Genomic DNA, 15,275 nt, shown 5'->3' with positions numbered 1-15,275 from the left:
CTCGTCCGTCAGCCAAAACAGGTCGCTCATTACCAGTCTCCTCACGGAGCCTGAATCAGATCGCGACGCTCACATCAATGGGTCCTGACCCTAGGTTCGAACGACATTCATCCTATTCCTCCCCTGCAAGGGGAGGTGGCAGGACGCAGGGTTGACGGAGGGGAGTTCCGGCTGGAGAGGTTGGACTCCGTCCACGACGAGTGACACCCCTTCACCATCCTTCGGATGGTCCCCCTCCCCTTGCAGGGGAGGAAAGATAGAGGGGTGGCTGGATGTCGATCCCGTCTGGCGACCATCAATCGTATGGAGGGCATGGCGGCTCCTCCATGAAATTCATGTCATCATCGCAACGGGAATTGACTGCCAAGGCAATCATTGCCAGGGCAGTAATATGACGCGGCAGGACCCTGACTCCTTCGATCCCGAGCGCTCGGTCGGCTATTTGACCAAGCGCGTGTTCCAGCTCGCGCGGATCGGCCTGGAGCCGGTCTTTGCTGATGAGGAAGTGACCCATGTGCAGTGGAGCGCGCTGATGGCGTTGCAGTTCGGCGTGGGCGGCACGGCTGCCGAGTTGGCGCGCCATTTATGCCATGACACCGGCGCGACGACCCGGATCGTCGACACGCTGGAGGAGCGCGGGCTGATTGAACGCTGTCGCTGCACCGAGGATCGGCGCGTGGTCCGGCTGTCGCTGACCGATGCCGGGCGGGCCGTGACCAGCCGGTGCAAGACCAAGGTCATGGCGCAGTGGAACGACTGGCTGGCCGACTGGTCCCCGGAGGAAATCGAGCGCTTCGTCAGCGACCTGCTGCGCCTGCGCAACAAGCTGGAGACGGTGGCATGAAGCGGCTTGCAACTCTGACCGGACTGTTGCTCGCGGGCTGTTCGGTGCCGCAGGCGCATCCCGCCATCGCTCCCACCGCACCCGAAAAGCTCGGCCTGGGCAGCGCGCAGGCCCCGCTGGTGGCCACAGACTGGTGGCGTGGGCTGGGCGATCCCCAGCTCGACCGGTTGATCGACGATGCACTGGCGAGCAATCCGTCGCTCACCATCGCACTGGCCCGACTGCGGCAGGCAGAGGCGGTGCTGGCGACCCGCCGCGCCGATGACGGCCCCTCGGCCTCGCTCGACGCGCAGGAGCAATATAGCCGGATTTCGGGTCGCTACACGATACCGCCACCCTATGCGGGTACGACGCAGTGGCTCGGTCAGGCACAGGCCAATCTGAACTGGACCATCGACCTGTTCGGGCGGCAGGCGGCGGCGATCGAGGCCGCCCGCGCGTCCGCCCGTGCAGCGGCGCTGGACGTCACGGCCGCGCGACTGGCGCTGGCCGGTTCGGTCGCGCAGACCTATGTCGAAATGGCTCGCGCCGAGCGGCAAGCCGCCATCGCCCGCCGGACGATCACGACCCGCACCCGCTCGCTGGGGTTGATCCAGGCGCGTATCCGCCATCAACTCGCCAGTCAGATCGACGCGGAGGGCGCGCAGACCCTGCTCGCACAGGCGCGGGTGGCGCTGGCGCGTGCCGAGAGCCAGGCCGCCCTGTCCCGCAACGCGCTGGCGGCACTGACCGGACATGGACTGGACTACCCCGCGACCATCGCGCCGACGAAGCTCGCGTTCGACACCGCCCTGTCCATCCCGGCTACCGTGCCCGCCGACCTGCTGGCGCGGCGGCCCGACATCGCCGCCGCGCTCGCCCGGATCGATGCCGCGGCCAAGGGACAGGACGTCGCGCGCAAGGCCTTTCTTCCTAATATCAACCTGACCGCGCTGGCGGGTTTCCAGGCGGTAGGCCTGGGCAATCTGTTCACCGCCGATGCGGGTACGGTCGGTGCTGGTCCGGCGATCCATCTCCCCATCTTCGACAGCGGACGGCTGCGTGCGGGGCTGGCGGGGGCAACCGCGGCGCTCGATCTCGCCACCGCCGACTATAACAACCGTCTCGTCGGCGCGGTGCGCGAGGCGGCCGACGCCGTCACGCGCAGCCGCACGATCGCCACCGAACGCGCCCGCCAAGCCGAGGTAACACGCGGCCTGGCCGAAACCCGCCGCCTGAACGCCATTCGTGTGTCGAGCGGGCTGCAATCGCAACTGGGGCTGATCGACCCCGACATCCGCCAGCTGGAGGCCGAACAGGCCGACGCCAATCTCGCCGCCGACGCGGTCCAGGCGCGCATTGCGCTGGCCGTCGCACTGGGCGGCGGCTTCTCTTCTTCTTCGCAAGGTATCACGCAATGAGCGACACCGAAGCCCCCGCGCCTTCGCCGGCCGCCCCCGCCACCCAGGCTCCTGCCGGCGGCAAGCCCAAGGCGCGCAAGACCGGCCTGACCATCCTCGCCGTCATCGTGGTGGTCGCCGCGATCGTCTGGGCGGTGTTCCATTTCCTGCTCGCCAAGCCCGAGGAAGAGACTGACGACGCCTATGTCGCCGGTGACGTGGTGGCCATCACCGCACGCGATCCGGGACAGGTGCTGGCGATCCATGCCGACAATACCCAGACGGTGAAGGCGGGCCAGCCGCTGATCGACCTCGACCCCGCAACCGCCGATGTCGGCGTCGCCTCCGCGGCTGCCGAGCTGGCGCGCGCGGTGCGTGCGACCCGCGCGGACTTTACCAAGGTGAACCAGAGCGGCGCCGCCATCGTCCAGGCACAGGCCGAACTGACCCGCGCCCGTGCCGACTATGCCCGGCGACAAGGTGCTGCGGCGGAAGGCGCGGTATCGGGCGAGGAACTGTCGCACGCCGCCGACGCGGTTAAGGTCGCAGCCGCCAACCTCACGCTCGCGAAGGCGCAGGCCGCCCAGGCGCGGACCACCGTGCAGGGCACCGAGGTGGGAACGAACCCCGCCGTGATGGCCGCCATCGCCGCCTATCGCCACGCCGCCATCACCCGCAGCCATATGCACGTCGTGGCCCCGATCAGCGGCGTCGTCGCCCAGCGCACCGTGCAGGTGGGGCAGCAGGTCGCGGCGGGCACCCCGCTGATGGCGGTGGTGCCGCTCGACCGGCTGTGGGTCGATGCCAATTTCCGCGAGACCCAACTCCGGGATTTGCGCATCGGTCAGCCCGCAACGATCACCGCCGACATTTACGGCGGCAAGATCGTCTATCACGGCAAGGTCATCGGCCTGGGCGCGGGCAGCGGCAACGCCTTCGCGCTGCTGCCGCCACAAAATGCCAGCGGCAACTGGATCAAGATCGTCCAGCGCGTGCCGGTGCGCATCGGGCTGAACGCCAATGAGCTGCGCGAGAACCCGTTGCGCGTGGGCCTGTCCGCGACGGTGACGGTCGATACCGCCGACCAGAACGGCCCGCGCATCGGATCGGCCGCGACCCAGGTCGGCAGCACCCCTGCCATGGACGGCAAGGACCCCGCGATCGAGGCCCGCATCGCGCAGATCATCGCGGCCAATCGCTGATGGCCGCCGCCCCCGCTCAGGGCGGCGCGGGGGATGGCCCCGCACCGCTGAAAGGCCCGGCGCTCGCGCTCGTCGCCTTTGCGCTGGCGCTGGGCACCTTCATGCAGGTGCTCGATTCGACCATCGCCAACGTGTCGCTGCCCACCATCGCGGGCAATCTGGGCGTCAGTTCGGACAACTCGACCTGGGTCGTCACCGCCTTCGCCGTCGCGAACGGTGTGGCAGTGCCGCTGACCGGCTGGCTGATGGGCAAGTTCGGGGTGGTGCGGACCTTCTGCGTCTCGGTCTTCCTGTTCACCATCGCATCCTTCCTGTGCGGGATCGCGTGGAACCTGTCCTCGCTGATCGGCTTCCGCATCCTGCAGGGCGCGGTGTCGGGGCCGATGATCCCCGGCAGCCAGGCACTGCTCATCTCGATCTTCCCGCCGCAAAAGCGTTCGACCGCGCTCGGCATCTGGTCGATGACCACGCTGGTCGCGCCGATCATGGGGCCGATCCTGGGCGGGTACATCTCCGACAATTATCACTGGAGCTGGATCTTCCTCATCAACGTCCCCGTGGGCCTGTTCTGCGCGGGCGTGTGTTGGCGAGGGCTGTCGAGCCGCGAGACGCCGACCCGCAATCTGCCGATCGACAAGGTGGGCCTCATCATGCTGGTCGTCTGGGTCGGTGCGCTTCAGATGATGCTGGATCTCGGCAAGAATGACGACTGGTTCCATTCGACCCGGATCGTCGTGATGACGGTGATCGCCATCGTCGGCTTCATCGCCTGGCTGATCTGGGAGCTGACCGACGCCAATCCGGCGGTCGACCTGTCGCTGTTCAAGGGGCGGAACTTCAGCATCGGGACGCTGGCCTTCTGCCTGGGCTATGCGGTGTTCTTCGCCAACACGCTGCTGCTGCCGCTCTGGCTCCAGACGCAGCTGGGCTATACCGCGACCTGGGCGGGCCTGGTCGCCGCGCCCAGCGGGGCGGTGGCGGTGGTCCTCACCCCCATCGTCGCGCGCCTGTCGGGCAAGGTCGATGCGCGGATCATGGCGACCATCGCCTTTGCCGCCTTCGGCGCGTCCTATTGGATGCGCTCGGGACTGAACACGCAGGCGAGCTTCAGCGACTTCGTGCTGCCGCTGATGGTGCAGGGGATCGCGATGAGCACCTTCTTCCTCGCCATGCTGACCATCGCCTTGGACGGCGTGCCGCAGGCGCGGATTCCGTCCGCCACCGGCATCTCCAACTTCGCGCGGATCACGGCGGGCAGCTTCGCCGCGTCGCTGACCACGACCATGTGGGACCGGCGCGAGGCGATGCACCAGGCGCATCTGTCCGACGCGATCGGGCAAGGGCCGGTGTGGCAGATGGCGAAGAACGGCCTGAACCATCTGGGCTTCACCGACGTACAGGCCGCCGCCGCCGTGACGCGGCAGATGGTGGGCCAAGCCTATCTGCTCGCCTCGACCGACATCTTCTATGTGTCGGCTTGGCTGTGCATCGTGCTGGCGGCGCTGACCTGGTTCACGCGGCGGCCCAAGCCACATGACGGCCCGATCGCGGCCGATTGATGACGATCCTCCCCGGCACGGGGAGGTGGCAGGCCGCCAGGCCTGACGGAGGGGGGCTTCCGCAAGGAATGTCCTTTGGGGATAGCCCCCTCCACCAGCTTCGCTGGTCCCCCTCCCCGTGCCGGGGGGGATTTGCTACGCTCCCCGAAAAGGGAGAGAGATGGTGTTGAAAACGCTGATGATGATGGCGCTGGTCGCGGTGGCGCAGGCGCCGTCCGACCCGCATCTGCCACCCAAGGTGGTCGATACCGTTGCCCCCACCCTGCCCGCCCACATCCAGCGCGGCGTGCTGATCATGTCCAAGACCAATGGCTGGCGGCATATCGAGCATATCCCGCATTCCAACATGGTGCTCGCCGACATCGCCAAGCAACTCGGCCGCCCCAGTTTCGCCACCGAGAATGCCGCCATCTTCAACGACGACCAACTTGCGCATTTCTCGGTCGTCGTCCTAAACAGCGCCAGCGGCGACTTTCTGACGCCCGATCAGCAGGCCGCCTTCGCCCGCTTCGTCGCGCGTGGCGGCGGGGTGATCGCGCTCCATGCGGCGGGCGACAATAGCCACAAGGCGCCCTGGTATGTCGATACGATCATCGGCACGACCTTTACCGGCCATCCAAACGGCGCGGACCATATCCAGCCCGCCCGCGTCGAGATCGTCCAGCCGCGTCATCCCATCATGGCCGGAGTCAAGACGCCGTGGAACCCCAGCGACGAATGGTACAGCTTCGACCGCAACCCCGCGACACGCGGCATGACCATCCTGGCGCAGGTGGACGAGGCCAGCTATCGCCCTGGCGAGACGCTGCGCATGGGCGCGGTCCATCCCGTCATGTGGATCAATCCGCGCACCAAAGGCCGCGTTTTCTACTCCGCGCTGGGGCATGAGCCGCAGCTTTACGACGATCCCGATTACCGCCGCATTCTCACCAACGCCGTGCGCTGGGCGGCGGGCCGATAATCAGCACTCGACGACGTTGACCGCGAGCCCGCCGAGGCTTGTTTCCTTATATTGCGACTTCATGTCCTCGCCGGTCTGGCGCATCGTCTCGATCACCTGATCCAGGCTGACGATGTGCTTACCGTCGCCGTGGAGCGCCAGATAAGCGGCATTGATCGCCTTGATCGCGCCCATCGTATTGCGTTCGATACAGGGGATCTGGACCAGGCCGCCGATCGGATCGCAGGTTAGGCCCAGATTATGCTCCATGCCGATTTCAGCGGCATTCTCGACCTGCGCCGGGGTTCCGCCCAGCGCCGCCGCCAGCCCCGCCGCCGCCATCGAGCAGGCCACGCCGACCTCGCCTTGGCAGCCCATCTCGGCCGCTGAGATCGACGCCCGCTTCTTGTACAGCATTCCCACCGCCGCCGCGGTCAGCAATAGGGTGCGCACCTCGTCGCGCGTCGCGCCATGGACGAAGGTTTCATAATAACGCAGCACCGCCGGGATCACGCCCGCCGCGCCGTTGGTGGGTGCGGTGACGACTCGCCCGCCCGCCGCATTCTCCTCGTTGACCGCCAGCGCCCAGAGGCTGACCCATTCGAACACCAGGCTGGGATCGGTACGCGGGCCGCGGTCGAGCAGCTTCTGCCTGATCGCCTGCGCGCGGCGTTGGACCTTCAGCCCGCCAGGCAGCATCCCCGATGCCGCGCAGCCCCGTTCGATCGCACCGCACATGGCATCGCGCACCCGGTCGAGAAAGGCATCGGTCTCGTCATCGTCGCGCCATGCCGCTTCATTGGCGCGCACGATCCCTGCGATCGACAGGCCCGTTTCCGCCGTTCGCTCCAGCAGTTCCGCGCCCGAGCAAAAGGGATGCGCCAGACGTCGGTTGGTCCGCATGGGTTCGGCCCCCTCCATCCGGATCACGCCGCCGCCGATCGAATAGAAACGCCGGACGACCGAACTCCCGTCCGGCAGAAAGGCGGTGAAGACCATGCCATTGGGATGCGCCGGCAGGAAGCCGGGCCGAAACAACAGGTCCTGCTCGGGGTCGAAGGGCAGCGGGTGGCGCCCATCGAGCATCAGTTGCCGCGTCTCCCCAATCCGCGCCAGCAACCCGCCGATCGCATCGGGGTCCACCCGTTCCGGCGTCTCACCCGCCAGCCCCAACAGGACCGCACGATCGCTATGATGTCCGCGCCCGGTCAGCGACAGCGATCCGAACAATTCGGCCTGCACCCGGTCGGGGATCAGGCCGATGTCCAGCATCTCGACCGCGAATGCCTTGGCCGCGCGCATCGGGCCGACCGTATGCGAGCTGGAAGGGCCGATGCCGATCGTGAAGAGCTCGGTCACGCTGACCGCAGCGACACTGTCCTCGCTACGCGGCGTACCAACGGGAATGGCGGAAAGCGTCAAGATCGTTCCATTTGTTACGGCTTTTGCCAATGCCTAGCGTAACCGCCGGATACTGGCCAGCCCGATGGAGACAATCAGGTCAGGGGCGCGAGATACTCGAAATCCTCACGGGCCAGCGGCGTGTCGAAATGGCATCCTGCGGCAAAATCCTTTGCCCAGACGACCCGGGCCGCCACGTCCCCCACCTTGGGCAGACGCAACCAGATCTTCAGGCCCCGCCGGAGTTCGGTATAGGTTTGCAGCCGCGCACCCTGTACCGAAATGTCCGTGACGCGGCACAAAGCCCGGTCCAGCCCGCCACGCGCCATGTCAGTGTCCAGCGCCAACGCCGCGCGTGGCGCCCGGCGGCGATTGGCAAACTCGGCAGGTTCGAATTCCGCAGCGAACATGCGACCAATCTAAACACGGCTGGTTAACAGACTGCAAACCCGATTCTGCCCGGGACCCGTCCGATGAACGCAAAAAACCCGGCGCTTCGCGAGGAAACACCGGGTCCTTCGATCGTCCGGCGATGACACCGAAAGCGATTATTTGCGGAGCGTAAGACCGCCGCCGAAACGCTTGTTGAAGCGCGCGACCTGACCGCCGGTGTCCAGCATGGTGCCGCGGCCGCCGGTCCAGGCCGGGTGTGCCAGCGGATCGATGTCCAGCTGCATCGTGTCGCCTTCCTTGCCCCAGGTGGAGCGGGTTTCGAACACGGTGCCGTCGGTCATCTGCACCTTGATCATGTGATAGTCGGGATGCGTATCGGTCTTCATGATATTGCTCCGGGAAATGGCTGGTTCCGACCAGCCTTAAAGCTCAAGGCGCGGCCCATAGCGGACCGCGCCCCGTTAGTCAAAAACGACGTCAGCGCTTACGCTTCGGCGGGGGGGTCGGCGATCATCGCGGTGAAATTCGCCTCCGCGACGACCGAACCATCGATCTTGGCGACACCCGCAAACTTGCAGACGCGGGTCCGCTTCGACACGAACTCGACCTCCAGATGCAGGAGGACGCCAGGCTCGACGGGCTTGCGGAACTTCACGCCGTCGATCGACATGAAATAGACAAGCTTGCCCGAATTGGCGAGGCCCAGACTTTCCACGCCCAGGACGCCGGCGGCCTGCGCCAGCGCCTCGACGATCAACACGCCCGGCATGATGGGACGGCCGGGATAATGGCCCTGGAAAAAGGCCTCGTTGATCGTCACCGCCTTCACCGCGCGGATCGACGTGTCGAGGACCAGTTCCTCGACACGATCGACCAGCAGCATCGGGTAACGGTGCGGGATCGCCGCCATGACCCGCGTGACATCCAGTGGGCCGATGACAGTCTTCCCCTCGTCGTTCACGACGTCGCTCACGAAACGATTACCGGCCGCTGTTCTGACGGCGAGCAGGCGCCGGAGCCGCGGTGCCTGCGGCCGGAGCAGTCGCGGCCGCGCCCTGCTGCTGGCCCTGCTGGCCGGGCTGCCAGTTGGCGGGCGGCGTGATGCTGACCGTCGGGACCAGCTTGTCCAGCTCGGCCGTCACAGCCGAGGTGATGTCGGCGGTCGGCTGCATGAACAGCACCGCCTGCGGGCTGACCAGCAGGCTGACATTCTTGGCGCGCACGGCGTTCTGCACCGCTTCGCCCAGACGGGCCTGGATCTGCTCGACGGCATAGGTCTGCGCGCGGACGGCGGGCTGGGTCAGACGACCCAGTTCCTGCTCGGCGGCCTGCTGCTTGGCCTGGATCGACTGGGCCTGGGTGCGCAGCGCGGCTTCGTTGGCGTTCGGCGCGGCGCGCGCGGTCTGGAATGCCTGGACCAGCGGTTCCAGCTCACGGCCCAGCGCGGCGCGGCGGGTTTCCGCCTGGTCGAGCTGCGCCTTGTAGGTCGTCTCGATCTGCTGGCGCGCGGCGGTCCAGGCGCGCGAACCGGCGATCGCACCCTGCGGGTCGGCGACGGCGACGCCGTTCACCTGCGCGCTGGCGCTGGTGGCGACGGTCGCTGCGGGCGCGACAAGGGCCGCCGCGAGGAGGAGCTTGGAAATCGTCTTCATCAGAACTGCGTCCCTACGTTGAAAGTAATGAGCTTGGGGTCGTCGCCCGGCTGCGTGACCAATGCCTTGGCAAGATCGATGCGCAGCGGACCAAATGGTGAATTCCAGTTCACGCCGACACCGATCGACACGCGCGGCTTCCACGTGCCGCCGTAGAATTCCTCAACGGCAAAGCTGGTGTTCTGAAGCGCGGTGTTGACCGACGTACCCGAGCAGGCGACGCTGCTACCCAGCGGCGCATAGCCGGTCGGGCAGATCGTGCTGAGCCCGGCGGTATTGTTGGCCGTGGTGCTGTCGTTGGTGGGAACGGCATAAATCGGACGTCCCTGCCCGTCGGTCGCGGCCACCGGGGCCAGCGTCGGCGAGCCATCCTTGTTGAAGAGCAGCTTGCCGCTGGCGTCCTTAGCCTGCGGGAAGTTGAGCGAAGGCAGCGGGCGTGTGACGCCCCACAGGCTGCCCGCCTGGACATAGATGCTGGGACGCAGGCCCATTTCGCGCGCGCCCGAGCCCAACGGAATTTCAAGCTCCGCACGCGCCAGATAATAGGCCCGGCCGCCGAGCGAATCGTCGACGATCTGGTCGCGGTCGGTCTGCTTCGACTGGCTACCGTCCGCGCCGATGACATAGGGCACGCGCAGCACGCGCGGACCGACGCCGCGAATGTCGAAGCCACGGAATTGCGGCTCACCCAGATAGAAGCGGTCGACGATACGCACCGGATCAATGCCCGGACCACGGCTGCCCTCGAGCGAGTGGATATACCCACCCTCGCCGAGGATCGAGAAGACGAAGCCCTTGCCCAGCCCCTTGAACTTGGCCCCTTCCGCGCGGGTACGGATATATTTCACGTCGCCGCCCAGGCCGGCAAAATCTTGGCTGAACGAGAAGCGATGACCTGCGGTCGGGCGGAGGCGGCTGTTCAGGCTGTCATAGATCAGCGAGTAACCGACCGACGAGGTCCAGCGATTGCCGATCGAGTCGCAGAGATAGCGCCCCGCCTGCTGGAAGTTGCAGGTGCCGTCCGAGTTGAAGAAGGACGACGCCAGACCGACCTCGTCATAGGTCAGGCCGTAGCGACCCGACAGCGACCAATATTCGGTCAGCGGCACGCCCGCGCGGACCTGGAAGCCCGTCGAGACTTGACTGTAGGTCGTCTGGCGGGTGGTGCCGAGATAGTTGAACGAGTTGAAGTCGCGGCGGAACACGTCGACGCCCAGCGCGATATTCTTGTCGAACACATAGGGCTCGGTGAAGCCCAGTTCGATCGACTTCGAATAGGCCGAGTAGTTCACGCCCGCGCGCAGTTCCTGGCCCTTGCCGCGGAAATTGCGCTGGGTGATGTTCGCCTGGATGATGAAACGTTCCAGCGACGAGTAACCCGCCGACAGCTGGAGCGAGCCGGTCGACTGTTCCTCGACATTGGTTTCCAGGACGATGCGGTCGGGTGTCGAACCGGGGTTCTGCTTAATCTCCAGCTTTTCCTGGAAATAACCGAGCGAGTTGATGCGATCCTGGCTGCGGCGGACCTGGAAGCTGTTGAACGCATCGCCCTCGGCCACGCGGATTTCGCGGCGGACGACTTTGTCCTGCGTCTGCGTGTTGCCGTTGATGTCGATCCGCTCGACATAGGTGCGCTTGGCCTCGGCGATGTTGAACGTGATCGCCATGGTCAGCGTGTCCTTGTCACGCTGGAAGTCGGGATTCACATCGGTGAAGGCATAGCCGAACAGGCCCGCCGTCTGGCTGAGGCTGTCGATCGAGTCCTCGATCAGCTTGGCATTATACCAGTCGCCCTTCTTCATGGGCAGCGACTGGGCGAGCTTCTCATTGTCGAAGTCGCGGATCTGGCTGTCGACCTTGACGTCGCCGAATTTATAGCGCGGACCTTCCTCCACCACATAGGTGATGATGAAGTCCTTCTTGTCCGGCGTCAGCTCGGCCACCGCGCTCGTCACCCGGAAATCGGCATAGCCGTTGGTCAGGTAGAACAGGCGCAGCTTCTGCTGGTCGGCGGCCAGGCGATCCTGGTCATAGCTGGTGGCCGAGGACAGGAAACGGAACCAGCGCGACTGCTTGGTGTACATCGCACCACGCAGTTCGTCGTCGGAGAATTTCTCGTTGCCGATGATGTTGATCTGGCGGACCTTGGACTTCGGCCCCTCGCTGATCTCGAAGACCACGTCGACGCGGTTCTGGTCGAGATTGACCATCTTGGGCTCGACCACTGCGCCGAACCGACCCTGGCGGCGGTACAACTCGATGATGCGCGCCACGTCCTGGCGAACGGCGGTCCGGGTGAAGATCTGCCGCGGAGACAGCTTGATCTCCTTCTTGATCTTGTCTTCCTTCAGGCGCTTGTTGCCCTCCAGGATGACCCGGTTGATGATCGGGTTCTCGCGCACGCGCAGAACGATGTCGCCCGTTTCGACGCCGGAGATCGAGAAGTCGGCGAACAGTTCCGACGCCTGAAGGTCCTTCAGCGCCTGGTCGAGCGTTTCCGGGGTATAGGGAATGCCGACACGCAGCTTGGTGTAGGACAACACCGTCTCGGGCTCGATACGCTGCGCCCCTTCGACGCGCAGCGTCTTGATCGTGCGCACCGGCGCAGGCGCGACGAGCGGCGTCGGCGTGGCGGCGGGAGCCGCTCCGGCACCCGGAGCGGTCTGCGCCATCACCGGCACACCCGACAGCATCGTGCCCGCCAGCAATATGGCGCCCGCGCGCACAGTCTTCATACCCGTCATTGCTGTCACCAAACCCACCCCAGAAAAGTCGAACCGACCCCTGTCGTCCTCGCGCCCTGCCTCATCGGCGTCAGCCGATCAAGCCGCGGATATTTTTCCATAGCCCCAAATTGCCCAGATCGTTGAACGTCACGAAGAGCATCAGGGCCAGGATCGCGATCAAACCGCCGCGAAACGCCCATTCCTGGGCCGCCGGCTCCAAAGGCCGCCGTCGCACCGCTTCGATCGCATAAAAGAAAAGATGACCGCCATCCAGCATCGGCACTGGCAACAGGTTGATGAACCCCAGATTGATGGACACCAGAGCCACGAAGAAAACAAAGGCGTCGAGGCCCAGTGACATCTGCTCGCCCGATACCTTGGCGATCGACACCGGACCGCCCAGTTCCTTCACCGAGCGGCGCCCGGAAATCACCTGGCCCAGCGTCTCGACCATCATGCGAACGATCTCGCCCGTCCGTTCGACCGCGACGACGGGCGCGCGCAACAGGCTGACCGGCCGGATGTCCACCGTGCCCGCGCCGCGCAGGCCCAGGCGGCCGATACGATAGCTGTTGCCGAAGCGGTCGCGCTGCTCCTCGGTGCCGATGGTCGCGCTCGTGGTGAAGGGCGTGCCGCCACGCGTCGCGGTGATCGTCACCCGGTCGCCCGCCCGAATTTGCACATAGCGGGCGATGTCGGCAAAGTCGGTGACGGCACGGTCGTCAATCGCCGTTACCCGGTCGCCCGGGCGGAGGCTGGTCGCCGCCGCCGCGCTGCCCGGCATGATCTGGCCCACGACCGGCGGCACCACCGCCTCGCCATAAGCATAGGCGAAGCCCGCCAGGATCAGGATCGCCGCCACGAAGTTGATCGCCGGCCCCGCCGCGACGATGATCGCCCGCTGCCACACCGGCTTTGCCTGAAAGGTCCGGGCGCGCTCCTCGGGGGGCAGCGACAGCCAGGCGGCGTCGGGCTGGCTGGCCGGGTTCATGTCGCCTGCAAACTTGACGTAACCGCCCAGCGGCAGCCAACCGATCTTCCAACGGGTATCGCGCCGGTCGGTGAAGCCCGCAATTTCGCGACCGAAACCGATCGAGAAGGTCTCGGCCTTCACGCCGAACAACCGTCCGGCGAGATAATGGCCCATTTCGTGCACGAACACGAGGGGGCCTAGGGCCAGGACAAAGGCCAGGATGGTCAACAACAGGCCGGGGGTTTCAATCAAACGACGCAATCCTCAACGCGCTCGGCCGTGATAGCCCTGGTTTCCGTATCGATCGCGATCACCGCGTCGAGCGATTCCGGTGGGGCCGGGTCGTAGCGATGAAGAACATCCTCGACGATTGCGGCAATTTCGAGGAAGCCGATGCGCCGCGCCAGAAAAGCCGCGACCGCAATCTCATTGGCGGCGTTCAGGATGGCCGGAGCCGCCCCACCCGCCTCCAGCGCCGCGCGCGCCAGCCGCAGCGCGGGGAAGCGCACCGGATCGGGCGCGGCAAAGTCCATCCGCCCCAGCGCGACGAGGTCGAGCGGTGCCATCGGCGTCGGCATCCGGTCGGGCCAGGCCAGGCAGTGGGCGATCGGCACGCGCATGTCCGACGGCCCCAGCTGCGCCAGCATCGAGCCGTCGACATAATCGACCGCCGAATGGATGACCGATTGCGGGTGCAGCACGATCTCGATCCGATCGGACGGCACTGGGAACAGCCGCGCCGCCTCGATCAGTTCCAGCCCCTTGTTCATCATCGTCGCCGAATCGACCGAGATCTTGGCGCCCATCGACCAATTGGGATGCGCGACCGCCTGCTCGGGCGTGACGTGGCGCATCTCCTCGGTCGTCGCCTCCCGAAAGGGTCCGCCGCTGGCGGTCAACACGATCCGGCGCACCCGCTCGGGCCGCTCGAAATCGAAGCATTGGTAGATGGCGTTGTGCTCGCTATCGGCGGGCAGCAGCGTCGCCCCCGCCTTCGCCGCGGCCGCCAGCACCACCTCGCCCGCCGACACCAGCGGCTCCTTATTGGCCAGGACCACCGTGCCGCCATTGGCGATCGCGGCCATGGCAGGCTCCAGACCCGCACAACCGACGATCGCGCCCATGGTCCAGTCGGCATGGAGCGCGGCCGCCTCGATCACCGCCGCACGGCCGCCTGCGACACGGGTTTCGGTGCCCGCCAGCGCGGCGCGCAGATCGGGCAGACAGTTTTCGTCGGCGACCACGGCGAGTTCGGCATTGGTCCGCTTGGCCGCCGCCGCCAGCTTGGCGACGTCGCAATTGGCGGTCAGCGCGCGGACGCGGTAGCGATCGGGCTCGCGCTCGATCAGGTCCAGCGTCGAGGTGCCGACCGATCCGGTCGCACCCAAAATGGTGACGCTGCGCATCAGAACAGGTCCGGCAGGAAGATCAGCAGCGCCGCGACCGGCGCGACTGGGACGATGCCGTCCAGCCGGTCCATCACGCCGCCATGGCCCGGCAGGACATTCCCGCTATCCTTGACCCCCGCGCGCCGTTTCAGCGCGCTCTCGAACAGGTCGCCCATCTGGGCCAGCACCGCCAGCACCGGCGTCGCGATGACGAGATGCAGCGGCAGGTCGTGCGCCCAGCGCATCAGCACCGCCAGCAGGGTCGCCGCCGTGATGCCGCCGATCAGGCCGGACCAGGTCTTGGCCGGGCTGATGCTCGGGGCCAGCTTCGGCCCGCCAAACTGCCGCCCCACGAAGAACGCGCCGCTGTCGCACGCCCAGACGATCGCCATCGACCAGAGCGACAGCACCAACCCGTCGTCGTGCAGCCGGATCGCCAGCAGCGAGAAGACGGGCAAGCCCACATAGAACGCCCCCGCCCCATATTCCGGGCGGCGCGACACGATGGTCAGGAAGAAGAAGGTCGCCGCGATCAGCCCCAGCGCGAAAAAGCCCGGCCCGGCAGCCAGTCCCGGCGCCATGATCGCCAGCGGCACGGAAAGCGCGAACTGCGCCAGCCGCTTCTGCCTGGCATCGACCTTCAACAGATCGGACCATTCGGCCATCATGAACAGGGCGACGACGACTGCCAGGAGCCAGAAGGCCAGACCGCCCAGCGCCAGGCAGACGCTCGCCACCGCGATCATCACAATGCTGGCCAGCACCCGCTTGGTCAGGTTGGACATGCTTTTGGCCGGGGGGGTGTCGGGCGTCCCGGT

14 protein-coding genes are annotated in these 15,275 nt (G+C 66.3%); 5 read left to right on the top strand and 9 right to left on the bottom strand.

What is annotated here, in order from left to right; translation table 11 throughout:
* The first annotated feature begins 391 nt into the window (after positions 1-391).
* From GGR45_RS16890 to GGR45_RS16870, 5 genes are all read left to right on the top strand, one after another.
* On the top strand, positions 392-844 hold the full coding sequence (locus GGR45_RS16890; RefSeq protein ID WP_175310571.1) for a MarR family winged helix-turn-helix transcriptional regulator: 453 nt from the start codon (positions 392-394) through the stop codon (positions 842-844).
* Positions 841-2,244, top strand: coding sequence for an efflux transporter outer membrane subunit (locus GGR45_RS16885; RefSeq protein WP_175310570.1), 1,404 nt, complete (start codon positions 841-843; stop codon positions 2,242-2,244). Before GGR45_RS16890 ends, GGR45_RS16885 begins: the two co-directional genes overlap by 4 nt.
* Positions 2,241-3,425 (top strand): HlyD/EmrA/EmrK family protein, encoded by a 1,185-nt coding sequence (locus tag GGR45_RS16880; RefSeq protein WP_175310569.1) that lies wholly within the window; start codon positions 2,241-2,243, stop codon positions 3,423-3,425. Before GGR45_RS16885 ends, GGR45_RS16880 begins: the two co-directional genes overlap by 4 nt.
* Positions 3,425-4,984 (top strand): DHA2 family efflux MFS transporter permease subunit, encoded by a 1,560-nt coding sequence (locus GGR45_RS16875; RefSeq protein ID WP_175310568.1) that lies wholly within the window; start codon positions 3,425-3,427, stop codon positions 4,982-4,984. Before GGR45_RS16880 ends, GGR45_RS16875 begins: the two co-directional genes overlap by 1 nt.
* Before the next feature lie 160 nt (positions 4,985-5,144).
* Positions 5,145-5,945, top strand: a complete 801-nt coding sequence (locus GGR45_RS16870; RefSeq protein WP_175310567.1) for a ThuA domain-containing protein — start codon at positions 5,145-5,147, stop codon at positions 5,943-5,945.
* Here GGR45_RS16870 and GGR45_RS16865 read toward each other — a convergent pair whose 3' ends face one another.
* The 9 genes from GGR45_RS16865 to GGR45_RS16825 form a co-directional block, all read right to left on the bottom strand.
* Positions 5,946-7,346 carry an L-serine ammonia-lyase gene (locus tag GGR45_RS16865; protein ID WP_217497864.1) on the bottom strand — a complete coding sequence of 467 codons (1,401 nt, stop codon included), beginning with the start codon at positions 7,344-7,346 and terminating at the stop codon, positions 5,946-5,948. It abuts the gene before it with no gap.
* 74 nt (positions 7,347-7,420) lie between these two features.
* Positions 7,421-7,735, bottom strand: coding sequence for a PilZ domain-containing protein (locus GGR45_RS16860; RefSeq protein WP_175310566.1), 315 nt, complete (start codon positions 7,733-7,735; stop codon positions 7,421-7,423).
* A 138-nt stretch (positions 7,736-7,873) separates the two neighbouring features.
* The gene (gene rpmE, locus GGR45_RS16855) at positions 7,874-8,104 is read right to left on the bottom strand and encodes a 50S ribosomal protein L31 (RefSeq protein WP_042487709.1); all 231 of its coding nucleotides are present in this window, start codon (positions 8,102-8,104) and stop codon (positions 7,874-7,876) included.
* Positions 8,105-8,202: 98 nt separating this feature from the next.
* The gene (gene fabZ, locus GGR45_RS16850; protein WP_285138819.1) at positions 8,203-8,691 is read right to left on the bottom strand and encodes a 3-hydroxyacyl-ACP dehydratase FabZ; all 489 of its coding nucleotides are present in this window, start codon (positions 8,689-8,691) and stop codon (positions 8,203-8,205) included.
* 7 nt (positions 8,692-8,698) lie between these two features.
* The gene (locus tag GGR45_RS16845) at positions 8,699-9,370 is read right to left on the bottom strand and encodes an OmpH family outer membrane protein (RefSeq protein WP_175310565.1); all 672 of its coding nucleotides are present in this window, start codon (positions 9,368-9,370) and stop codon (positions 8,699-8,701) included.
* A complete protein-coding gene (gene bamA / locus GGR45_RS16840; protein ID WP_415640715.1) occupies positions 9,370-12,114 on the bottom strand; it encodes an outer membrane protein assembly factor BamA in 2,745 nt (914 codons plus the stop codon). The genes GGR45_RS16845 and bamA overlap by 1 nt, the downstream gene beginning before the upstream one ends.
* Positions 12,115-12,184: 70 nt before the next feature.
* Positions 12,185-13,321, bottom strand: a complete 1,137-nt coding sequence (gene rseP / locus GGR45_RS16835) for an RIP metalloprotease RseP (protein WP_175310563.1) — start codon at positions 13,319-13,321, stop codon at positions 12,185-12,187.
* The gene (gene dxr, locus GGR45_RS16830; RefSeq protein ID WP_175310562.1) at positions 13,318-14,475 is read right to left on the bottom strand and encodes a 1-deoxy-D-xylulose-5-phosphate reductoisomerase; all 1,158 of its coding nucleotides are present in this window, start codon (positions 14,473-14,475) and stop codon (positions 13,318-13,320) included. Before dxr ends, rseP begins: the two co-directional genes overlap by 4 nt.
* Positions 14,475-15,242, bottom strand: a complete 768-nt coding sequence (locus GGR45_RS16825; protein ID WP_175310561.1) for a phosphatidate cytidylyltransferase — start codon at positions 15,240-15,242, stop codon at positions 14,475-14,477. Before GGR45_RS16825 ends, dxr begins: the two co-directional genes overlap by 1 nt.
* Positions 15,243-15,275 lie beyond the last annotated feature (33 nt).

The sequence above is a fragment of the Sphingomonas zeae genome (assembly GCF_014197135.1).
Taxonomy (GTDB): Bacteria; Pseudomonadota; Alphaproteobacteria; order Sphingomonadales; family Sphingomonadaceae; genus Sphingomonas; species Sphingomonas zeae.
This window is presented reverse-complemented; position numbering and strand designations above follow the sequence as displayed.